This is a genomic window from Haemophilus sp. SZY H53 (genome assembly GCF_054332375.1).
The window spans coordinates 85,026-105,976 of the sequence record NZ_JBTGNV010000001.1; the positions used below are offsets into that span (position 1 = coordinate 85,026).

Below are 20,951 nucleotides of genomic sequence, written 5' to 3' on the forward strand. Positions count from 1 at the left end.
TGTTGCATTACTAAAGTGCTTAGTAATCGGTAAATTATTAGCTAAAGGAGAAAAAATGAATATTTTATTACTAGACGGTGGTAAAGATTTCGGACATTCACATGGTGAGTTAAATCACACACTTCACAAAAAAGCGAAAGAAATTTTGACCGCACTTGGACACAATGTAAAAGAAACCGTGATTGATGCCGGCTATGATGTTGAAGCAGAAATCGAAAAATTCTTGTGGATGGATGCCGTGATTTGGCAAATGCCGGGCTGGTGGATGCACGAACCTTGGACAGTGAAAAAATACATAGACGAAGTATTAACCGCTGGACACAGCAAGCTTTACCACAGTGACGGCCGTCATCGTGTCAATCCGACAGAAGGCTACGGCACAGGTGGCTTGTTGCAAGGCAAAAAACACATGCTTTCGCTTACGTGGAATGCGCCGATTGAAGCCTTTACCCGCGAAGGCGATTTCTTCGAAGGCAAAGGCGTGGATGCGTTATACATGCACTTCCACAAACTCAACGAATTCATCGGCTTGACCCGTCTGCCAACATTCTTATGTAACGATGTGATTAAAAACCCACAAGTAGAACAATACTTAGCAGACTACCAAGCACATTTGGAAAAAGTGTTCGGATAATTACAAAATATGAGTTTAGAAGGTGAGCATTTTGGCTCACCTTTTTTATTTTTATCTAATCAAATTTCCTAACGGGGAGAGGGAAGAGAAATAGACTGAGTTTAGATCAAACAAGCGGTCTAATTTTGAATTGAATTTGTAAAAACATCCAAAAATCTGACCGCACTTTAAAATAAAAAGATCTAAATATCCTCAATTTGAAACTGCTTACGCCAGTGATTTGGTGAAATCTTATGCTTTTTCAAGAAGTGCTGACGCAAGGCGGTATCGCTATGAAACCCACTTTGTTCTGCAATATCAGTAATAGATAAATCTGTGCTTTCCAAAAGCTCTCTTGCTCGCTGTAGTCTTGCTTCAATTAACCATTGATTTAATGACATTCCGGTTGCTTTACGGAAATGTCGGGTGAAAGTGCTACGGCTCATTGACAAACGTTCTGCAAGACTATCAGTCGAATGAAGTGCGGTCAGATTTTCATTTAAATAAGCAAGCAACGCATTGATATTATGATTAGGTGTGGAACGAGAAATAGGACGTTCGATAAATTGTGCTTGTCCGCCTTCACGATGAGGGGGGATAACCAGTATTCGGGCAATATGATTGGCAATTTTTACACCATATAATTTACGGACAATAGAAAGGCAACAATCCATGGAAGCTGCCGTTCCTGCTGAGGTAATCAGTCGATCTTGTTCCAAATAAATGGGATTTAAATCCCATTTCACCTGCGGAAAACGATTAGTAAAATCACTATCTCCTAGCCAATGCGTGGTTGCTTTTTTGCCGTTAAGTAGGCCACTGCACGCCAACACATAGGCACCATAACATAAACCCACTACTGTCGCACCACGTTGATACGCTTGCCGTAACGCTGTTAATAAAGTCTCACTCGGCATCACTTGAGTATCATGCCATCCAGTCATCACAACAATATCGGCATTATCCAACCATTCTAAACCTCCATCTAAATGTATGTGAAATAGCGAGTTTGTCAGGTTGTCCGAATCGCTAACGATTTTACAGTCAAATAACGGCTTGCCGTTTAAATCCGACATAGAAAAAACGGAATATGCCATCGCAAAATGAATGGGCATCATTTGTTCATACACAATCAAAGCAACTGTGGGTGTATTCATTTTATTCTCCTACTTTGATATGAGCATAACACAGAAATGACCCGATTATTACGTTTATTGATTTTTTATCCATTTTTACGCAATCTTGTTCTCACTATAATATGTTTATTCATTCAATAACGTATAGAAAAGGAAAAACAATGAACTTAAAAACCTTAATTAGCACTACTGCATTGGCTATTAGCGCAAATACTTTCGCCGTAGATCTTGCCTCTAAAAACACTGATAGCTACCAACATATCCGCAATGCTACTGGTCGCCTGAACTACGCAGGGAAAACTTTTTTAATTGACCCGATGCTTGCTGAAAAAGGACGTTATGCAGGCTTTGAAGGAACATTAAATAGCCATTTGCGTAATCCACTTGTGGAATTGCCAATGAAAGCAGAAGATACTTTTAAAGATGTTGATGCCATTATTTTAACTCATACACATGAAGATCATTGGGATAAGGTTGCACAAAAAATTTTACCTAAATCCATCAAAATTTTTGTGCAACATGAACGGGATGGCGACTTACTCAAAGCGCAAGGTTTTACTAACATAACCAGTTTATCGCTAGAAAAACCGGTGGAGTTCGAAGGTATTATTTTAAATAAAACCGGCGGTTCTCACGGCACAACGGAAATGTACGCTGTACCACAATTAGCCGAGATTTTAGATGAGGCGATGGGCGTAACATTCCAAGCGAAAGACCATCCAACGGTTTATTTGGTTGGTGACACAGTTTGGACTGCCGAAGTAAACAAAGCCATTAATCGTTATAAACCTGATGTAATGATTATGAACACAGGTGATGCGCGTACCTTAGCTTTTCCGAATGATGGCATTATTATGGGGTTACAAGATGTTGCTCATGCTCGTAACATGCTACCAAATACAAAACTTATCACGGTGCACATGGATGCAGTAAATCATATGTCTGTTTACCGTAAGGATTTACGCCAATTTGTCCAAGCAAATAAGCTTGAAAATGTAGCAATTCCAGAAGATGGTGAAACAGTGAAGTTTTAAAAACAAGTGGTTGAGTTCTTAGGATAATTCACAAAAAACACCTAAAAATTTAACCGCACTTCGTTATATAAAAGCCGTCTGAATTTTCAGACGGCTTTTGATTATAGCCAGGCAAAGTCAGGCTATAAAAACCATACGCTATGCGTATGGAGACAAATAGCTTAAGCGATGAACAGAAAAAAATCCTCGCTATATAATGAACAAGGCTGACAACCAAAATTCAACATATAGGAGGATTATTTACCCCTCGTAGCGTGCATCTTGATGCACGACCGAATCACGCACGGAACGTTATTTAACCCTTTCGGGCATTCACGATTTCGTGCAACAAGTTGCACGCTACAATTCTTAAACCGACAGAATGCCCGATTATTCACAGCGACCAAGGTGTATTGTATGGCACGGCGGAATGGGTAAAGATGTTGGAGGGTAAAGCGGTGCAAAGTATGAGTCGCCGAGGAAATTGCTACGATAATGCGGTGATTGAAAGTTTTTTTGCGATACTAAAATCAGAGTGCTTTTACTCTCGGACTTATCATTCAATTGCTGAATTACAGGCTGAAATTGAAGAATATTTAGTGTATTACAACCAAAAACGAATTAAACTTGCTTTCAAAGGGTTGAGCCCGGTGCAATACCGAGCTCAATATTTAAGTTAACTAACCTGTCTAACTTTTGGGGGCAGATCAAAGTGCGGTCAAAACCACGATTAATAATTTGATTGATTTCCTTTTGAACCCTATTAAACATTCAATATCCTAGCCATTTTTACTAATATGCCTTACAATTTGGCACATAATTTATTACAATGCATTTGTTATGTTACGTCTAAATCTGAGATTTTTATATTTTCTGCTCTGCATAAGCTAAAGTGTAGAATTACAGGCTGCGCCAAGTATTCCAACATTTTTAACTGAAAATGGCTTAACTTATTGCACCCACGCTTCAGGTTTTTCATTTAATCCACAAACTGATGTTACTCGTCGCTTAGTCGAAAGCTATTTTGGCAAAATTTTAGATGAAACCGCTTGACTCACTAAGGAAAGGAAAAATGAACACTCGTCCCTTTTATTTCGGACTTATATTTATTGCGATTATCGCTATACTTGCTAACTATTTAGGAAACACTGATTTTTCCCATCATTATCATATCAGTGCTTTAATTATTGCCATCTTGCTGGGAATGGCAATCGGCAATACCATTTATCCGCAATTTTCAACACAAGTGGAAAAAGGTGTGTTATTTGCGAAAGGCACGCTTCTTCGCACAGGCATTGTGTTGTATGGTTTCCGCCTCACTTTTGGCGATATTGCCGATGTAGGATTAAATGCTGTTGTCACTGATGCGATTATGCTAATTTCAACCTTCTTTTTTACCGCACTTTTAGGCATTCGTTATCTAAAAATGGATAAACAATTAGTTTATCTCACTGGGGCTGGATGTAGTATTTGTGGTGCGGCAGCGGTTATGGCGGCAGAGCCTGTTACCAAAGCAGAATCTCATAAAGTTTCAGTAGCGATTGCCGTAGTGGTCATTTTCGGGACGCTTGCTATTTTTACTTACCCCTTTTTCTACACTTGGTCACAACATTTAATTAATGCTCATCAATTCGGTATTTATGTTGGCTCTAGCGTGCATGAGGTGGCTCAAGTTTATGCGATTGGGGAAAATATTGATCCTATCGTGGCAAATACTGCCGTCATTTCCAAAATGATCCGAGTGATGATGCTCGCCCCATTTTTATTAATGCTTTCTTGGTTATTAACACGTAGTAATGGAGTATCAGAAAATACATCACACAAAATTACAATTCCTTGGTTTGCTGTACTTTTTATTGGTGTTGCGATTTTTAATTCTTTTGATTTATTACCAAAAGAACTTGTAAACTTATTAGTTGAAATCGATTCTTTCTTATTAATTTCAGCGATGGCTGCGCTCGGCTTAACTACACAAGCAAGCGCAATCAAGAAAGCAGGATTAAAACCTCTGATTTTAGGAATACTAATTTATTTATGGCTAGTGGTTGGTGGATTTTTAGTGAATTATGGAATATCAAAATTAATATAAAATTCACTTAAGATTGACAGCACTTTGATCTGCACCCCAAAACCTGGACCCCACGATAGCGCGCGTTTCCTAACGCGTGCCTGAAAATCAATTTCGTTTGATTCAGATTTTTACTATTTTCATGAATAACTTCAATTTGCTTATTTTTTAGATAGATAAAACTACGCGTCAGAAGGAGGGGCTATCTGGGGAGCCGTTGGCAAAGCCAACGTTCAGAATCCTTTTGATTTTATAACCGCACTTTTTTGTCATTAGAAGAAAATTGAAGAACTTAAACAGGTAATCACTTTATCGCCAAATATCACTTTTCCGGTAAACTTTATTCGTGAGCTTGCCTCGGGATTTTGCTAACTCCGAAACCACAATAGATTGTAATGGCACAAGCGAGGACGCTTGCGCTATCAGGGGGACTTCGACGGTGATGGCTTATGTGGTGTTGGTTATCGTGTTTGTGTCACTGTTTGAATACCTGATTACCAAGCCTTTGGAAATTTTGTTTATGCCGTGGAGAAGGTGATGCTCTGTCTTGAAAACGTGCGTTTTGAAATTCTCCGTGACCCCATCGTGCACGATTTCAGTTTGAACCTGCAACATGGCGAAGTGAAAGCTTTGTTCGGGCCGAGCGGCTGTGGCAATACGACGGTTTTGCGTTTGATTGCGGGCTTGGAAACGCCGAAATCGGGCACGATACGCAATACTTTCCGCAAAACGGGTTTTCTGTTTCAGGAAAACCGCCTGCTGGAAAACTTGACCGCGATGCAGAATATCGCTATTTTTATGGACAAACCCGATGAAGGCGAAATCATCGCGCTGGCGGCGAAAGTCGGGCTGACTGCGGGCGATTTGAACAAATATCCGACCGAATTGTCCGGCGGCATGGCGAAACGGGTAGCATTTTTGCGCCTGCTGCTGTGCGGCTGCGACCTTGCCTTGCTGGACGAGCCGTTCGTCGGTTTGGACCGCGATTTGCGCGATATTTTGGTCGCCATGCTGGTGAAAAAAATCGAGCGGCAGGGCATGGCGTGTATGCTGGTAACGCACGACCGCTTCGAAGCCGCACGCCTGAGCTATGAAATCATGCTGCTTTCCACTAAGGGCATGAACGTGCAAAACGTGATTACCCTGCCTACGCCGCTGTCCGAACGCGATTCGGTTTTTGAAAAAGCCGTGGTGCCAAGGGGGCAGGGGATTCATTATGAGGTGCTTTATGTTTTCGACTGTGATTACTGCTACTGTTTTATATATTGCTACAGCAGTAGATTTGTTGGTAATACTATTAATATTTTTTGCTAGAGCAAATACTAGAAAAGAATATCGAGATATTTATATCGGACAATATTTAGGTTCTGTAATTTTAATATTAGTTAGTTTATTTCTAGCTTTTGTTTTGAATTATGTTCCGGAAAAATGGGTGTTGGGTTTATTAGGTTTAATACCGATTTACTTAGGTATTAAAGTTGCTATTTACGACGATTGTGAGGGCGAAAAAAGAGCTAAAAAAGAATTGGATGAAAAAGGGTTGTCAAAATTAGTCGGTATTGTTGCTTTGGTTACAGTTGCTAGTTGTGGTGCAGATAATATTGGACTTTTTGTTCCTTACTTTGTGACTTTAGATCTTGTCGACTTATTAGTTACTCTTCTTGTATTTTTAATATTGATTTTTGTTTTAGTATATACAGCACAAAGATTGGCTAATATTTCAGGTGTTGGTGAAGTTGTAGAGAAGTTTAGTCGTTGGATAATGGCTGTTATTTATATTGGTTTAGGGTTATTTATTATTATTGAAAATAATACAATTCAAACAATAATATCAATAATATGAATGATACGGGCATTTGAGTATCTGACAAACCTTCGGCTTGCTTCTTCAATACAAGATACAACCCTGTCCGCCCAATAAATCCATATTCGAAAGCATCTTCATGCAGAATTAAGCCAAACCATGAATAAGTTTTTCACCCACCCCATGCGGCCGTTTTTCGTCGGTGCGGCGGTGCTTGCCATACTCGGCGCGTTGGTGTTTTTCATCAGCTCCGGTGCCGTCATTTTGAAATGAAACCAAATCAAAGCTGATTGAACCGTCGTCCAATTGAGTACGACCATCACGTCAGCCGGTTGCTGTTGCTGATGTTTTGTAGAAAATTTTCATAATGTTTTCCTCATTTAATGTTGGTTAATATGGTTTGGCGTACCGCCGTTAAAAGTGAGTTCATTATATTGAACGGCAATATTAAGTGTTATATGATTTATCCAAATTACTTGCCTATTCCTACAAAATTATGTTCTCAACTGAAATGATAGAACGATTATTAAAGGTTATTCCACATAACGAACTCTATTCATCATCGATTAAAGGCTTATTTCTTCGCCATTCAGATCAACCATTTTGTTACGAAGGTATTATTCAAGAGCCGAGCATTTGCATCGTGTTAAGCGGAGAACGTGAAGTGCAGCTAGGCGAACAATGCTACCGATTTGATAATCAACATTTTATGTTTTGCCCAGTAAACATACCGATGCGTGGCGAGATTAAATATGCAGAGCCGCAAAAGCCGTTTTTAGTGATGTCGATGAAAATTGATATTGAAAGCGTTAGCAAGATTTTATTAGCAAATCCAAACCTTGCAGATGATGTCCAACAGGGCGACGAGGGTTTTGCACAATGGCATTTGGATGAATCTCTCAAAAATGCTGTTGAACGCTTATTACTCTTGCACGAAAATCCAAAAGATATTGGGTTTCTTGCACCGCTTATCCAACAAGAAATATATTATCGACTCCTTACAGGCGAACAAGGTGGCAAATTTAAAGCCATGGTAAGCAATGGATCGCACACCAAAAAAATCGCCCAAGCTACCTATTATCTGCAACAACATTTTAGTGAAACCATCACCGTGGAAACCTTGGCAAATCTAAGTGGTATGTCATTATCTGGCTTTCATAGTTATTTTAAGAAGATAACCAGCCTTTCTCCGCTGCAATATCAAAAATCCTTACGTCTGATGGAAGCCAGACGACTGATCGCACAAGAAGAGCGAGGCATTACCGAAACCGCTTACCAAGTCGGCTACGAATCACCTAGCCAATTCAGCCGTGAATACAAACGGTATTTCGGGCATGCGCTCAAGGGGGATATTAAATAGATGGGGCTTAAAGATAGGTTTAAAAACACCTAAAAATCTGAAACGTTAATTTCAGACGTTTTTTATTTAACCAAGATTTTGTGAAAGACATGAAAAATGAGATAATTCTCAAACCTTTTAAGAGGCGTTATTTATAAAAATATTTGGAGAAAGCATGGAACATAAATTTGAGGACATCATTGCGATTTTTAATCAATGTTTTGAAGAAGAATATAATACTCGATTGGTCAAAGGCGGTGATGAACCCATTTATTTACCCGCAAATGATGACGTGCCTTATAACGCGATTTATTTTGCGCGAGGCTTTTACAGCAGTGCATTACACGAAATTGCCCATTGGTTAGTGGCAGGAAAAGAACGCCGTAAACTAGAAGATTTTGGTTATTGGTATGAGCCAGATGGACGTTCTGAAGAACGCCAACGTGATTTTGAAAAAGTTGAAGTTAAACCGCAAGCATTAGAGTGGATTTTGGCAACAGCGGCAGGTTTCCGTTATTTTGCCAGTGCGGATAATTTGAATGGCAATCCGGGCGATACACAGCCTTTTAAACAAGCCGTGTATGAGCAAGTGAAAATCTACGCGGAAAAAGGTTTACCAAAACGAGCTGAAACGTTACGTCATGCCCTTGCTATGTTTTATGGCACAGAAGATCGTATTGATTTAAGTAAATTTGATGTGACGCGCATTTAAAGTAATATTATTTTTTTACCCTGTTTATAGGGAGTGTAATCAATATTATCAACTAAACACATAGTTTGTTTTATAATTTTTTACAAAAATAAAGGACTAATTTCTATGAAATTTCCAAAAACACTTATCACTACTGCCATTCTTGGCTTTTCACTTGCTTCTTTTCATTATACTGCTTGGGCAGATACACCTGTACAGCAATTCCAACAAGGTGTTGAAGCCATTGATAGGAGCGATTATCAAACCGCCTTTAAACTTTGGTTGCCTTTGGCAGAACAGGGACAAGAATATGCTCAATATAATTTGGGCGTGATGTATAGCAGAGGACAAGGCGTGAAACAGGATTATTTCGAAGCGATGAAATGGTATCGCCAAGCGGCGGAGCAGGGGAATGCAATGGCTCAATATAATTTGGGCGTGATGTATGATAACGGGCAAGGCGTCAAACAAGATTATTTTGAAGCCATGAACTGGTATCGGAAAGCGGCGGAGCAGGGACAGGCGGATGCTCAATTTAATTTGGGTGATATGTATGCCAACGGACAAGGCGTAAAACAAGATGATTTTGAAGCGGTGAAATGGTATCGGAAAGCGGCGGAGCAGGGGAATGCAATGGCTCAATTTAAGTTGGGCAATATGTATTACAACGAGCGTGGAGTCAAACAAGATGATGTTGAAGCCGTGAAATGGTATCGCAAAGCGGCGGAGCAGGGATATGCTAAGGCTCAATTTAATTTGGGCAATATGTATTACAATGGGAAAGGCGTCAAACAAGATGATTTTGAAGCTGAGAAATGGTATCGCAAAGCGGCGGAGCAGGGACATGCAAAGGCTCAATTTAATCTGGGCCTGATGTATAGTAACGGACAAGGAGTGAAACAAGATTACTTCGAAGCGGTGAAATGGTATCGCAAAGCGGCGGAGCAGGGGGATGCAAAGGCTCAAGCTATTTTGGGCATGATGTATTCCGAGGGAATAGGTATCAAACAAGATGATTTTGAAGCGGTGAAATGGTATCGCAAAGCGGCGGAGCAGGGGGATTTAAGAGCTCAATTTAATTTGGGCACTATGTATTCTGAGGGAATAGGTATCAAACAAGATGATGTTGAAGCGGTGAAATGGTATCGCAAAGCGGCAGATCAGGGGGATTCAAAGGCTCAAGCTACTTTGGGCATCATGTATTCCGAGGGAAGAGGTATCAAACAAGACGATTTTGAAGCGGTGAAATGGTATCGCAAAGCGGCGGAGCAGGGGTATGCAATTGCTCAAGCTAATTTGGGCAGTATGTATTACAACGGGCGTGGTGTCAAACAAGATTATTTTAAAGCAGTGAAATGGTTTAGCAAAGCGGCGGATCAGGGAGATGCAAAGGCTCAAGTTCTATTAGGATTAGCATATATTTTTGAAAAAGGTGTTCAATTCAATAAATCTTTAGCTAAAGAATGGTTTAGTAAGGCTTGTGATAATGGAGAACAAACAGGATGTGAATATTTTAGTAAGCTAAATAGCGGGGAACACTAATGCCAATCTTACAATGCTAATTTTGGAATGTAGGGCAAGGGTTATTCTCAAGTGGGCGTATTCAAATGGGAGACGCCCCAGCTTTCCATTGGGTTTATGATTGTGGTACAAGTTCAAGCTAGCAACTTATTCAAAATGCCGTGCAAAAATATAACCAGCAAGAAAACAATGCTGATATTGATTTATTAGTGCTTTCGCATTTTGATAAATATCATATTAGTGGTGTGAAGGAGCTTGTTAAAAAACAGAAAAATAAATAGTTCATTTGATTTTTTCCACTATTACTTGGACGTGTAGATTTTGATATTTACCAAGTTATTAGGCTTAGGCACGCAAAAAAATACTTTGGCGATGCTTGCGATTTACGCAGTCAATAAGGGTGTGATAAATATCGTGAGCTCAATCAAAAACAAGACACCAATAAATAGTGGGTTAATCACAAATAAAGCGTCTGAGATTCTTAATCTCCTTCGCTGTCAATTTTCCTTAAAATCGGCTAAAATAGGCCGATTTTATTTTTTGATTTAACTTTAGAAAGATATGAAAGATTCTATTATTGCAAAACTTGAAAGTTTAAAAGAACGTTATGAAGAACTAGAGGCATTGCTAGGCGATGCGTCGGTGATTTCGGATCAGGATAAATTCCGTGCGTATTCTAAAGAATATTCACAACTTGAAGATGTGGTGAAATGTTTTAATCGTTGGAATCAGCTTAATTCTAACATTGCTGAAGCAGAGTTGATGTTAGATGATCCTGAAATGAAAGAAATGGCAGAAATGGAAATTGAAGAATCCAAAGCCGAAATTGAAGAAGTGGAACAACAACTTCAAATTCTTTTATTACCGAAAGATCCAAATGATGAATATAACTGCTATTTAGAAATTCGTGCAGGTACAGGTGGGGATGAAGCGGGTATCTTTGCTGGCGATTTATTCCGTATGTACAGCCGTTATGCAGAAAGTAAACGCTGGCGTGTTGAAATGCTCAGCGCAAATGAAAGCGAGCAGGGCGGTTATAAAGAAGTGATCGTTAAAGTAAGCGGTGATGGCGTGTATGGTCAGTTAAAATTTGAATCAGGCGGCCACCGTGTACAACGTGTACCAAAAACGGAAAGCCAAGGTCGTATTCATACTTCAGCTTGTACTGTTGCGGTTATGCCTGAATTGCCTGAATCTGAAATGCCGGAAATCAATCCTGCAGATTTACGTATTGATACCTACCGTTCATCTGGTGCGGGTGGTCAGCACGTTAATACCACAGACTCTGCGGTACGTATTACCCACATTCCAACAGGTATTGTGGTGGAATGTCAGGATGAACGTTCACAACATAAAAACAAAGCCAAAGCGATGTCGGTATTGGCTTCACGTATTGTTCAAGCGGAGCAAGAACGTCAAGCGGCAGAGCAAGCGGATACCCGACGTAACTTATTAGGTTCAGGCGATCGTTCAGATAAAATTCGTACTTATAACTACCCACAAGGTCGTGTAACCGATCATCGTATCAACTTAACGCTCTATCGCTTAGATGAAGTGATGAACGGCAAAATTGACGAGCTTATTCAGCCGATTATTACTGAATATCAAGCCGATCAATTAGCAGCGTTATCTGAGAATAATTAATGACCTATCAACAATGGCTTGCCGATGCTGCGCAAGCCTTAAATCAGGTAAATCCAACAGAGAATGGCAAAGTTGATGCGTTAGTGCTATTGCAACATGCAACGGGCAAATCGAGAACGCAAATTTTAGCTTTTGATGAAACGGAAATTGATGAACAAGTGCGGTTAAAATTGACCGCACTTTTAGATCGTCGTTTAAAAGGCGAACCTATCGCTTATATCCTCGGTGAAAAAGAATTCTGGTCCTTGCCTTTAAATGTGTCTGAAGGAACATTAATTCCTCGTCCAGATACTGAAATTCTCGTAGAAAAAGCATTGCAAATTGCGTTAGAAAAACTGGAAGAAAATCCACCGCACTTTCGTATTCTCGATCTTGGTACCGGCACTGGCGCCATTGCGTTGGCGTTGGCTTCTGAGCTTTCTCCTATTTGTCAAAAAAAGCATATTCAATTAGATGTTATTGGTGTTGATTTGATGCCAGAAGTCGTCAAATTAGCGCAATCCAATGCCGAAAAAAATCAGCTCAAGGTGCAATTTTTTCAGAGTCGTTGGTTTGAAAATGTTGAAGGGCAGTTTGATATTATCGTCAGTAATCCGCCTTATATTGATGCAACCGATGAACATCTTTTCCAAGGTGATGTGCGTTTCGAGCCTCGTTCGGCGTTGGTGGCAGGTGAAAACGGTTTAGCTGATTTACGTCATCTTATTGAGAATGCGCCAGGACATTTAAAAGATAACGGCTATTTATTGTTAGAACACGGCTGGAAACAGGGCGAAGAAGTGCGGTCAATTTTCTGGCAAAATCATTGGCAAGGGGTTGCAACCATACGGGATTATGGCGACAATGAGCGCATAACGTTGGGATATTGGAAGCGGTAATGAAATACGATCAAAAAGCCTTATATGCTGAACTGACTCATTTTTATCTGAGCATTTGTGAGAAAGAGCAACTTGATGAGCCTCGCTTAAGAGGGCTTGTTGGAAGCTTGGTGCGCAAAGCTCGCCAAGCTATTCCTGAAGAATGGGATGATAAAGCTAAAATTCATCAACTCTTGCAGTTATTTTACGGTGATTGGGGCTTTCATTGCGATGCGGATAATTATTTCTATGCCCGAAATTTATACCTTCCGTATATTTTAGAAGAGCGTGAAGGCATGCCAGTGAGCCTTGGCGCCTTAATACTTTATTTGGCAGCAAGTTTAAAATTGCCGATTTATCCCGTGAATTTCCCGACCCAACTGATTTTACGTGCAGAAGTCGATGGTGAAGTGGCGTTTATTGATCCTTGGAACGGAAAATATATTTCAGTGGATGAATTGAAAAAACTCTATGAAGGTGCCTTTGGTTTTGGGGCTCAAATTCAACCTGAAGATTTAGCCCGAGCAGATATTCCGATGCTGACCGCACGTTTCCGTCAGCTCGCCAAGAATGCCTTAATTCGTGAAGAACAAAACGATTTGGCTTTTAATTATATCCAATTCTTGTTAGCAGGAAGAAAAGATCCTTATGATATTCGCGATCGTGGCTTAGTGTTGGCGCAAATGGGCGCTTATCCTTCAGCCATTGAGGATTTGGAATATTTTGTGGATCAATGTCCAAATGATCCCACTTCTTCTTTGTTAAAAACTCAACTTTTAGAACTGAAAGGCGAAGCATTGAAAGATGCCAATGCCATCCATTAAAAAGGAAATATTATGCAAAATAAAATTGTAAAAATTGGCAATATTGATGTCGCAAATGACAAACCTTTTGTACTTTTCGGCGGAATGAATGTGCTTGAAAGTCGCGATATGGCAATGCAAGTTTGCGAAGCTTACGTAAAAGTGACTGAAAAGTTGGGTGTGCCTTATGTTTTTAAGGCATCTTTCGATAAAGCTAACCGTTCTTCAATTCATTCTTACCGTGGTCCAGGCATGGAAGAAGGTTTAAAAATTTTCCAAGAGATAAAAGAAACCTTTGGCGTGAAAGTGATTACCGATGTGCACGAAATCTATCAATGCCAGCCTGTTGCTGATGTGGTGGATGTGATTCAATTACCGGCATTCTTGGCTCGTCAAACCGATTTAGTCGAAGCCATGGCAAAAACGGGTGCGGTAATTAACGTGAAAAAACCACAATTCTTAAGCCCGGGTCAAATGGGTAATATCGTGGATAAATTTGAAGAATGTGGTAATGATAAAATTATCCTTTGTGATCGTGGTTCAAACTTCGGTTACGATAATTTAGTGGTGGACATGTTAGGCTTCGGCGTAATGAAAAAAGTATCTAAAGGCAGCCCTGTCATTTTTGACGTGACCCATTCATTACAATGCCGCGATCCGTTTGGTGCCGCTTCAGGTGGTCGTCGTGAACAAGTGACCGAATTAGCTCGTTCTGGTTTAGCAATTGGCATTGCAGGCTTATTCTTAGAAGCGCACCCAAATCCAAATCAAGCAAAATGTGATGGGCCTTCTGCATTGCCACTTTCAGCATTAGAAGGTTTTGTCTCACAGATGAAAGCCATTGATGATTTAGTGAAATCTTTTCCTGAATTAGATACGTCCATCTAATGGAGAAGTGCGGTTGAAAACAGCGTTGTTTTTGACCGCACTTTTGTTCTATTAAAAGGAGAAAACAATGAATATCGTATTTTTAGACAGCACCGCAATTCCAAAACATATTCCTATTCCTCGTCCAAGCTTTCCGCATAACTGGGTAGAGTATGAATATACTTCTGCGGAACAAACCATTGAGCGAGCAAAAGACGCGGATATTATTATTACCAGTAAAGTGATTTTAAGCCGCGAGGTGTTGCAACAATTACCTAAATTAAAATTGATTGCTATTACCGCAACAGGCACCAATAACGTGGATTTAGACGCGGCAAAAGAATTTGGCGTGGCGGTTAAAAATGTGACAGGTTATTCTGCTACGACGGTACCAGAGCATGTGTTGGGCATGATTTTTGCGTTAAAACACAGCTTGGCTGGCTGGCAACGCGATCAAATCACCGGTAAATGGACAGAGAGCAAACAGTTCTGCTACTTTGATTATCCCATTACAGATGTTAAAGGTTCAACGTTAGGTGTGTTTGGGAAAGGCTGTTTAGGTACAGAAGTAGGGCGTTTAGCCGAGCTTTTAGGCATGAAAGTGCTTTATGCTGAACATCGACATGCCACAATGTGCCGTGAAGGTTACACCCCTTTTGAAGAGGTGCTAAAACAGGCAGATATTCTGACATTGCATTGTGCATTGACTGAAACAACTAAAAATTTAATCAATCAAGAAACCTTGTCACTTTGTAAGCAAGGTGCGTATTTAATTAATACTGGTCGAGGTCCATTGATTGATGAGCAAGCAGTTTGTGACGCATTGAAGTCAGGACAATTAGGTGGTGCCGCATTAGATGTGTTAGTGAAAGAGCCACCAGAGAAAAACAATCCACTGATTGAATTAGCGAAAACGATGCCGAATTTAATTATCACACCTCATATTGCTTGGGCGAGTGATAGTGCGGTAACCACGCTAACGAAAAAAGTGACGCAAAATATCGAAGATTTCGTTCAACAATTAAATCAAAAATAATGAATTTACCTATTTCTTTATATATCGCCCTGCGATATTGGCGTGCAAAAAGCGCCGATCGTTTTGGGCGACTTGTTGCTAATTTGGCAAGCTTTGGCATCGTACTGGGTGTGATGGCGTTGATTATTGTGCTTTCTGTCATGAATGGATTAGAAGGCTATCAAAAACAACAGGTGCTTTCGACAATTCCGCATGCGATTGTGAGCCAAGAAGCGCCTATTTCGGCAGAAAAATCGCTTGAAAACACACCGCACTTTGTGCAAAAAGCTGTGCCGATTAATACGACAAATGTTGTGTTTCAAACGGCAAAAGGTGTGAGTGCGGGACAAGTGATTGGTATTCAGTCTTTTTCAGATGATCCTTTACTGGACGCTTTCGATCCTAGCCAATTTAATCAACTTTTACCGCAAGGTGAGTTTAAGCTAATTATTGGCGATAAATTGGCACAAAAATTAGGCTTAGCGGTGGGCGATAAAGTTCGCTTAATGATTACGGAAAACAGCCAATACACCCCATTTGGTCGCGTGCCGATGCAGCGTTTATTTACGGTGAGCGAGCTTTACTATGATTATGGCGAAGCGTCAGGTTATGAAGTTTTTGCTAATTTAGCTGATATTGGTCGCCTAATGCGAATTCAGCCAGGCGAAGCTCAAGGCTATCGTTTATTCCTGGATGATCCTTTCCAAATCACAGAATTGCCAACCTATTTTAAAGAGAGCCATATCAGTGATTGGCGTGTCCAAAAAGGGGAGTTTTTCCAAGCGGTTCGTATGGAAAAAAATATGATGGGCTTGTTGATTAGCTTAATTATTATTGTTGCGATTTCCAATATCGTGACCTCATTAAGTTTAATGGTGGTGGATAAACAAGGGGAAATCGCCATTTTGCAAACACAAGGTGTGACTAAATCACAAGTGCGTTCTATCTTTATTTATCAAGGTTTATTGGTTGGGCTAGTGGGTACATTGATTGGTGCTGTACTGGGCGTATTAATCACCTTAAACCTTGGGGCAATTTTAAGTGCGGTCAATCCGAACGGTGTTTTCTTGCCAACATCCATTGAGCCAGTGCAAGTCATTGTTGTGATTGCCTTTTCTCTATTATTATCCTTATTATCAACCATTTACCCAGCTTATCGTGCGGCGAAAACTGAGCCGGCGGAAGCATTACGTTATGAGTAAAATATGAATAACTACTTATTAGAATGCCAAAATATTAATAAATTTTACCAAGAAGGCGAGAACCAAACCCAAGTATTAAAAGGCGTGAGCTTTGCCATGAAACCACAAGAATTAGTGGCGATTGTGGGAAGCTCTGGTTCGGGAAAAAGTACTTTATTACACACCTTAGGCGGTTTAGATCAGCCAAGTAGTGGGGAAGTGTTTATTAAAGGGCAATCTTTGCAAAAAGCGTCTGAAAGTGAATTGGCTAAATTGCGTAATCAAAATCTCGGTTTCGTGTATCAATTTCACCATTTAATGGCAGATTTTACCGCATTGGAAAATGTGATGATGCCGATGTTAATTGGTCGTCAGAATAAAACAGAAGCAAAAGATCGTGCTGAAAAAATATTAGGCGCAGTAGGCTTAAGTCATCGTATTACTCATCGTCCATCTGCACTTTCTGGCGGTGAACGTCAACGTGTTGCGATTGCTCGTGCATTGGTGAATAACCCTGCTCTTGTCTTGGCTGATGAACCAACAGGTAACTTAGATCATAAAACCACAGAAAGTATTTTTGAGTTGATTCAAACCTTGAATGCGGAACAAAACATTGCGTTTTTATTGGTTACACATGATATGTCATTAGCGCAAAAACTGTCTCGTTGCTTAACCATGCAAGACGGAATTTTGAAGGAAGGTGCATAATGAATACGCCTTTTTTCATTAGTTGGCGTTATCAACGGGGTAAGCAAAAGAATCCGTTGGTGGCGTTAATTTCAAAATTCTCTGCTATCGGTATAGCTCTTGGCGTGGCGGTGTTGATCGTGGGGTTAAGTGCCATGAATGGCTTTGAGCGTGAACTGAATTCACGTATTTTGGCAGTCGTACCACATGCGGAAATCACATTAAACCCACAGGGCAATGAGAGCACATTAAACCATTGGCAGAACCTTGCGGAACGTCTAAAAACAAACAAAAAAATTACCGCACTTTCACCTTTTGTGAGTTTTACTGCCTTAGTCGAAAATGGCAATAAACTTAAAGTCGTTCAAGTGAAAGGGGTCGATAAACAAGCTGAAGATCAAGTGAGTTCTCTTGGTAAGTTTGTGGAAGGTGATGGCTGGCAGAAATTCGCAGAAGAAGGTGGATTGGTGCTGGGCTCTGGTATTGCCAAAGAGCTAGATGTTAAAGCAGGCGATTGGGTGTCGTTATTGATTTCTCAACCGAATGGTGAAGATCAAATGGCTCAGCCTAATCGTGAGCGTGTTCAAGTGACCGCTATTTTACGTTTAGATGGTCAGTTAGACCACAGTTATGCTTTACTCTCCCTGCCTCAAGCACAGGAATTAATGGGATATCGTGAAGATCAAATTACCGGTGTTGAATTGAAAGTGGATGATCCATTTAAAGTACAAGAAATGGATTATTCGATGCTGAATGATTATCCGCAACTGCTTTATATTCAAAACTGGGTGGCAAAATTTGGCTATATGTATCGTGATATTCAACTTATCCGTACGGTGATGTATATCGCGATGGTGCTTGTAATTGGGGTAGCGTGTTTTAATATCGTTTCTACCTTAATTATGGCGGTAAAAGACAAGCAAGGTGATATTGCGATTATGCGAACCCTGGGGGCAAATAATGGCTTTATTAAGCAGATCTTTATTTGGTATGGCTTGCTTGCAGGAATGAAAGGGTGTTTGATTGGTATCGTGTTAGGCGTCGTACTTGCACTGAATCTCACGCCGATTATTCAAGGCATCGAGACATTACTCGGTAGAAAATTGTTATCAGATGGCATCTATTTCGTTGATTTCTTACCAAGTGAATTACATTGGTTCGATGTTGTATTGGTTCTCGTGGCGGCATTAGTATTAAGTTTACTCGCCAGTCTTTATCCAGCCAGTCGAGCCGCGAAGTTACAACCGGCTCAAGTATTGAGTAATCATTAATAAAAAATCAGGGATTAAGTATTTAATCCCTGATTTTTTATTGTTCAACCGTTAATCATTATTGGTTTTCTTTATCTGTTTTTAATAAGCCAGATGAACCTTCGGAATAATCGCGAGGTGGTTCTTCTGATTTACTTTCTGATGAGGCTGTCACCAATTGCTGGGTAAATAAACCTTTATTGGTAGGTTTATTGCCGAGTAAAGCTTCAGATGAAACCGCATAGTGACGATACAGTTTTTGATAATCACCAATTAAGGTTTTAAATAATTCAGCACTTTCAGCGAAATGTTTTTCAAGTTGTGCTTGTTTATCGCTTAATTGTGTTTTCACTTCTTTCAGTTCAGCTTCTGTCTGAGCTTGTTTTTTAACAGACCCTTTTGTTAAACGTAATAGCAAATAGCCGAAGATTACGCCAACGACAAGCCCGATCACCGCTGCTTGCCATATTTCTGGTGTCCATGATTGCATACATTACTCCTTATTTGAATTTTGTGTTTAGTGTAAAGGAAAAACAAAAAAGTTTCTTTGCGGTTGATCACATTTTGAAAAAGCTATACTTACACGGCTGCAATAATCACGATTTCAACTTTCCAATCAGGATCTGCAAGTTTCGCTTCTACCGTTGCTCGGCTTGGTGGATTTTGACTATCGACCCATTCATCCCATGCTTGGTTGAGTTGAGCATAATCTGCCATATCAGCAAGGAAGATTTGCGTGGTAAGAATTTTACTTTTTTCAGAACCAATTTTAGCCAATAATTTATCGATCAGTGAAAGGACTTCTTTGGTTTGCTCGTAAGCATTTTGCTTAACGGTTTTTTCTGGTACTTGGCCTGCAAAATAGGCAGTATTGTTATGAATGACCACTTCAGAAAAGCGTTTGCTTGGTTGAATGCGTTGAATCGACATAATAGCTCCTTTTTGATGACGATAATTCCATTCTAAAGGCGGTTTTAGACTTTGTAAATCAAGAAATTGTGAGATAAAATAATTGAGAATTTTTATCAACTAAAGAAAACTATGAAACTCCTGATTTCGAATCAATATGGCGCCATTGTGATGGCATTATTGCCTTTTGTTTACGGTATGTTATTAGCTTCACCTGTTTGGGCGCATTTCTTTTTGCTTTTAGCTTGGTTCAGCATGTATTTGCTGAGTTACCCAATGCTGAGTCTCTTTAAAGGCAAAAATATGGCGGAATATAAAAAGTGGACAATCATCTATGGTGTCACAGCTTTTTTATTTGCGCTTCCTGCCATTTTTTATAACTGGCAGATTCTTTTCTTTATTGCAGCCATGTTTCCTTTTGTGTTGGTGAGTATCTATTACACTAAGAAAAAAGATGAACGGAATCTTCTCAATGATTTAGCGGGTATTGCGATTTTTGCCCTTGCAGGTATGGGATCCTATTATTTTTCTGACCGCACTTTTGATGAAAAAATCTGGTGGGTCGCGTTATATCCAAGCTTATTTTTTATTGGTACGACGCTTTACGTCAAATCAATGATGCGTGAACGTAAAAATCCGCTTTATCTCAAAGCCTCTATTATTTTCCATGTGCTTTGCGTGCTCGGTTGCTTGTTTACTCAACAATATGTCTTATCACTAGCTTTTGTGCCGGCGTTAATTCGTGCTATTTATTTACCTACCAAGAAACTTTCGGTTAAGCAAGTCGGTCTAATAGAATTCGGAACATCCGCCATTTTTTTGATTATTTTATTGATAGCGACGTTATAAGATGAAGACATTAGCCAAACTTTTACTCCTCACCACGCTCACCTTAAGCAGTTCAGCATTTGCGATGAAAACCATTGATTTGGTCGATAAAGCGCAAATGACGGATCAGCAAAAAATGGATCTGGCGCAAAAATTAGCGGATAAACAAGATTGGAAAGCCGTTTTTGAAATTATGTATCCTTTAGCTTTGGAAGGTAATTTACAAGCACAAAGCAATTTAGGGATGCTTTATAATTTAGGCCGTGGAGTGGATGAAAATAAAGAGTTGGCTTATTGGTGGTTTAGCGAAGCCGCTGAGCGAGGCAGTATTAAAGCCATCAATAATTTGGCAGTCATGTATTTTAACGGCAATAACTATGTGAAACAAGATACCGCTCAAGCGATTAAATTATTTGAAACCAGTGCAACGAAAGATCCTGATGCCATGCTTACATTAGGGGAAATTTATACCAATCAGAAAGAATTTACCAAAGCCTTTGAATGGTTCCAAAAAGCTGCAAATGCGGGGAGCAATCAAGGTAAATTTCGTTTAGCAAGGATGTATGAAGAGGGTATTGGTACACAGATTAACATTGGTTTAGCCAAATTGCTTTATTTAGAAATTATGAATACAGCAAAAAAGAATGAAATTAAAGAAATCGCTAGACAGCGATTACAACGTTTAAGCTTGTATTAAGAAAAAGGCGGTTGATTTTAACCGCACT

General features: G+C 39.9%; 23 protein-coding genes and 1 pseudogene. 20 read left to right on the plus strand and 4 right to left on the minus strand.

Annotated elements, in window-relative coordinates; translation table 11 throughout:
* Positions 1-55 precede the first annotated feature (55 nt).
* Complete coding sequence (locus tag ACXVWB_RS00520) at positions 56-634, plus strand: NAD(P)H-dependent oxidoreductase (RefSeq protein WP_289901664.1); 579 nt, start codon at positions 56-58, stop codon at positions 632-634.
* 182 nt (positions 635-816) lie between these two features.
* On the opposite strand, the gene ACXVWB_RS00525 is transcribed toward ACXVWB_RS00520, so the two are convergent.
* Positions 817-1,770 (minus strand): GlxA family transcriptional regulator, encoded by a 954-nt coding sequence (locus ACXVWB_RS00525; protein WP_289901665.1) that lies wholly within the window; start codon positions 1,768-1,770, stop codon positions 817-819.
* A gap of 140 nt (positions 1,771-1,910) precedes the next feature.
* Here ACXVWB_RS00525 and ACXVWB_RS00530 point away from each other — a divergent pair, with 140 nt between their 5' ends.
* From ACXVWB_RS00530 to ACXVWB_RS00555, 6 genes and pseudogenes are all read left to right on the plus strand, one after another.
* Positions 1,911-2,783 carry an MBL fold metallo-hydrolase gene (locus tag ACXVWB_RS00530; protein ID WP_289901666.1) on the plus strand — a complete coding sequence of 291 codons (873 nt, stop codon included), beginning with the start codon at positions 1,911-1,913 and terminating at the stop codon, positions 2,781-2,783.
* Positions 2,784-3,115: 332 nt separating this feature from the next.
* The gene (locus ACXVWB_RS00535) at positions 3,116-3,442 is read left to right on the plus strand and encodes an IS3 family transposase (RefSeq protein ID WP_133253120.1); all 327 of its coding nucleotides are present in this window, start codon (positions 3,116-3,118) and stop codon (positions 3,440-3,442) included.
* A 392-nt stretch (positions 3,443-3,834) separates the two neighbouring features.
* Positions 3,835-4,851, plus strand: coding sequence for a YeiH family protein (locus ACXVWB_RS00540; RefSeq protein ID WP_065244871.1), 1,017 nt, complete (start codon positions 3,835-3,837; stop codon positions 4,849-4,851).
* Between the two features lie 388 nt (positions 4,852-5,239).
* A pseudogene (locus ACXVWB_RS00545) lies at positions 5,240-5,368 on the plus strand (ABC transporter permease); the annotation flags it as partial.
* Positions 5,368-6,144: an ATP-binding cassette domain-containing protein gene (locus tag ACXVWB_RS00550; RefSeq protein WP_289901667.1), complete on the plus strand. Its 777-nt coding sequence runs from the start codon at positions 5,368-5,370 to the stop codon at positions 6,142-6,144. The pseudogene ACXVWB_RS00545 and the gene ACXVWB_RS00550, both read left to right, overlap by 1 nt.
* On the plus strand, positions 6,059-6,673 hold the full coding sequence (locus ACXVWB_RS00555; RefSeq protein ID WP_289901668.1) for a CadD family cadmium resistance transporter: 615 nt from the start codon (positions 6,059-6,061) through the stop codon (positions 6,671-6,673). The genes ACXVWB_RS00550 and ACXVWB_RS00555 overlap by 86 nt, the downstream gene beginning before the upstream one ends.
* Before the next feature lie 108 nt (positions 6,674-6,781).
* Here the strand turns inward: ACXVWB_RS00555 and ACXVWB_RS00560 are convergent, their stop codons facing one another.
* Positions 6,782-6,940: a hypothetical protein gene (locus ACXVWB_RS00560; RefSeq protein WP_289901669.1), complete on the minus strand. Its 159-nt coding sequence runs from the start codon at positions 6,938-6,940 to the stop codon at positions 6,782-6,784.
* A 190-nt stretch (positions 6,941-7,130) separates the two neighbouring features.
* Between ACXVWB_RS00560 and ACXVWB_RS00565 the strand changes: the two genes are divergently transcribed.
* The 11 genes from ACXVWB_RS00565 to lolE all read left to right on the plus strand — a co-directional run bounded on the left by ACXVWB_RS00565 (position 7,131) and on the right by lolE (position 18,510).
* The gene (locus tag ACXVWB_RS00565) at positions 7,131-7,994 is read left to right on the plus strand and encodes an AraC family transcriptional regulator (RefSeq protein ID WP_289901787.1); all 864 of its coding nucleotides are present in this window, start codon (positions 7,131-7,133) and stop codon (positions 7,992-7,994) included.
* 154 nt (positions 7,995-8,148) lie between these two features.
* Complete coding sequence (locus ACXVWB_RS00570) at positions 8,149-8,685, plus strand: elongation factor P hydroxylase (protein ID WP_289901670.1); 537 nt, start codon at positions 8,149-8,151, stop codon at positions 8,683-8,685.
* Positions 8,686-8,790: 105 nt separating this feature from the next.
* Positions 8,791-10,206, plus strand: coding sequence for a tetratricopeptide repeat protein (locus ACXVWB_RS00575; protein WP_458472976.1), 1,416 nt, complete (start codon positions 8,791-8,793; stop codon positions 10,204-10,206).
* Between the two features lie 540 nt (positions 10,207-10,746).
* Positions 10,747-11,829 carry a peptide chain release factor 1 gene (gene prfA / locus ACXVWB_RS00580; RefSeq protein WP_005695856.1) on the plus strand — a complete coding sequence of 361 codons (1,083 nt, stop codon included), beginning with the start codon at positions 10,747-10,749 and terminating at the stop codon, positions 11,827-11,829.
* A complete protein-coding gene (prmC, locus tag ACXVWB_RS00585; RefSeq protein WP_289901671.1) occupies positions 11,829-12,707 on the plus strand; it encodes a peptide chain release factor N(5)-glutamine methyltransferase in 879 nt (292 codons plus the stop codon). Before prfA ends, prmC begins: the two co-directional genes overlap by 1 nt.
* Complete coding sequence (locus tag ACXVWB_RS00590) at positions 12,707-13,510, plus strand: SirB1 family protein (RefSeq protein WP_289901672.1); 804 nt, start codon at positions 12,707-12,709, stop codon at positions 13,508-13,510. Before prmC ends, ACXVWB_RS00590 begins: the two co-directional genes overlap by 1 nt.
* 12 nt (positions 13,511-13,522) lie before the next feature.
* The gene (gene kdsA, locus ACXVWB_RS00595) at positions 13,523-14,377 is read left to right on the plus strand and encodes a 3-deoxy-8-phosphooctulonate synthase (protein ID WP_005695859.1); all 855 of its coding nucleotides are present in this window, start codon (positions 13,523-13,525) and stop codon (positions 14,375-14,377) included.
* Between the two features lie 67 nt (positions 14,378-14,444).
* Entirely contained in the window at positions 14,445-15,392 is a 948-nt protein-coding gene (locus ACXVWB_RS00600; RefSeq protein ID WP_289901673.1) for a 2-hydroxyacid dehydrogenase, read from the plus strand.
* A complete protein-coding gene (locus ACXVWB_RS00605) occupies positions 15,392-16,573 on the plus strand; it encodes a lipoprotein-releasing ABC transporter permease subunit (protein ID WP_289901674.1) in 1,182 nt (393 codons plus the stop codon). The genes ACXVWB_RS00600 and ACXVWB_RS00605 overlap by 1 nt, the downstream gene beginning before the upstream one ends.
* Before the next feature lie 3 nt (positions 16,574-16,576).
* Positions 16,577-17,260: a lipoprotein-releasing ABC transporter ATP-binding protein LolD gene (lolD, locus tag ACXVWB_RS00610; protein ID WP_014065207.1), complete on the plus strand. Its 684-nt coding sequence runs from the start codon at positions 16,577-16,579 to the stop codon at positions 17,258-17,260.
* Positions 17,260-18,510, plus strand: coding sequence for a lipoprotein-releasing ABC transporter permease subunit LolE (gene lolE, locus ACXVWB_RS00615; RefSeq protein ID WP_289901675.1), 1,251 nt, complete (start codon positions 17,260-17,262; stop codon positions 18,508-18,510). Before lolD ends, lolE begins: the two co-directional genes overlap by 1 nt.
* Before the next feature lie 58 nt (positions 18,511-18,568).
* On the opposite strand, the gene ACXVWB_RS00620 is transcribed toward lolE, so the two are convergent.
* On the minus strand, positions 18,569-18,979 hold the full coding sequence (locus ACXVWB_RS00620) for a Z-ring associated ZapG family protein (protein ID WP_049355555.1): 411 nt from the start codon (positions 18,977-18,979) through the stop codon (positions 18,569-18,571).
* Positions 18,980-19,068: 89 nt separating this feature from the next.
* The gene (locus ACXVWB_RS00625; protein ID WP_128787230.1) at positions 19,069-19,419 is read right to left on the minus strand and encodes a RidA family protein; all 351 of its coding nucleotides are present in this window, start codon (positions 19,417-19,419) and stop codon (positions 19,069-19,071) included.
* A gap of 111 nt (positions 19,420-19,530) precedes the next feature.
* Here ACXVWB_RS00625 and ACXVWB_RS00630 point away from each other — a divergent pair, with 111 nt between their 5' ends.
* Both ACXVWB_RS00630 and ACXVWB_RS00635 read left to right on the plus strand, forming a co-directional pair.
* Complete coding sequence (locus ACXVWB_RS00630; protein ID WP_049355553.1) at positions 19,531-20,247, plus strand: YwiC-like family protein; 717 nt, start codon at positions 19,531-19,533, stop codon at positions 20,245-20,247.
* A gap of 1 nt (position 20,248) precedes the next feature.
* Positions 20,249-20,923, plus strand: a complete 675-nt coding sequence (locus tag ACXVWB_RS00635) for a tetratricopeptide repeat protein (protein ID WP_289901676.1) — start codon at positions 20,249-20,251, stop codon at positions 20,921-20,923.
* Positions 20,924-20,951: the final 28 nt, after the last annotated feature.

Coding starts and splice junctions, on each gene's coding strand:
- ACXVWB_RS00520 (WP_289901664.1), top strand. CDS start 56: ATGAATATTTTATTACTAGACGGTGGTAAAGATTTCGGACATTCACAT.
- ACXVWB_RS00525 (WP_289901665.1), bottom strand. CDS start 1,770: ATGAATACACCCACAGTTGCTTTGATTGTGTATGAACAAATGATGCCC.
- ACXVWB_RS00530 (WP_289901666.1), top strand. CDS start 1,911: ATGAACTTAAAAACCTTAATTAGCACTACTGCATTGGCTATTAGCGCA.
- ACXVWB_RS00540 (WP_065244871.1), top strand. CDS start 3,835: ATGAACACTCGTCCCTTTTATTTCGGACTTATATTTATTGCGATTATC.
- ACXVWB_RS00550 (WP_289901667.1), top strand. CDS start 5,368: ATGCTCTGTCTTGAAAACGTGCGTTTTGAAATTCTCCGTGACCCCATC.
- ACXVWB_RS00555 (WP_289901668.1), top strand. CDS start 6,059: ATGTTTTCGACTGTGATTACTGCTACTGTTTTATATATTGCTACAGCA.
- ACXVWB_RS00565 (WP_289901787.1), top strand. CDS start 7,131: ATGTTCTCAACTGAAATGATAGAACGATTATTAAAGGTTATTCCACAT.
- ACXVWB_RS00570 (WP_289901670.1), top strand. CDS start 8,149: ATGGAACATAAATTTGAGGACATCATTGCGATTTTTAATCAATGTTTT.
- ACXVWB_RS00575 (WP_458472976.1), top strand. CDS start 8,791: ATGAAATTTCCAAAAACACTTATCACTACTGCCATTCTTGGCTTTTCA.
- prfA (WP_005695856.1), top strand. CDS start 10,747: ATGAAAGATTCTATTATTGCAAAACTTGAAAGTTTAAAAGAACGTTAT.
- prmC (WP_289901671.1), top strand. CDS start 11,829: ATGACCTATCAACAATGGCTTGCCGATGCTGCGCAAGCCTTAAATCAG.
- ACXVWB_RS00590 (WP_289901672.1), top strand. CDS start 12,707: ATGAAATACGATCAAAAAGCCTTATATGCTGAACTGACTCATTTTTAT.
- kdsA (WP_005695859.1), top strand. CDS start 13,523: ATGCAAAATAAAATTGTAAAAATTGGCAATATTGATGTCGCAAATGAC.
- ACXVWB_RS00600 (WP_289901673.1), top strand. CDS start 14,445: ATGAATATCGTATTTTTAGACAGCACCGCAATTCCAAAACATATTCCT.
- ACXVWB_RS00605 (WP_289901674.1), top strand. CDS start 15,392: ATGAATTTACCTATTTCTTTATATATCGCCCTGCGATATTGGCGTGCA.
- lolD (WP_014065207.1), top strand. CDS start 16,577: ATGAATAACTACTTATTAGAATGCCAAAATATTAATAAATTTTACCAA.
- lolE (WP_289901675.1), top strand. CDS start 17,260: ATGAATACGCCTTTTTTCATTAGTTGGCGTTATCAACGGGGTAAGCAA.
- ACXVWB_RS00620 (WP_049355555.1), bottom strand. CDS start 18,979: ATGCAATCATGGACACCAGAAATATGGCAAGCAGCGGTGATCGGGCTT.
- ACXVWB_RS00625 (WP_128787230.1), bottom strand. CDS start 19,419: ATGTCGATTCAACGCATTCAACCAAGCAAACGCTTTTCTGAAGTGGTC.
- ACXVWB_RS00630 (WP_049355553.1), top strand. CDS start 19,531: ATGAAACTCCTGATTTCGAATCAATATGGCGCCATTGTGATGGCATTA.
- ACXVWB_RS00635 (WP_289901676.1), top strand. CDS start 20,249: ATGAAGACATTAGCCAAACTTTTACTCCTCACCACGCTCACCTTAAGC.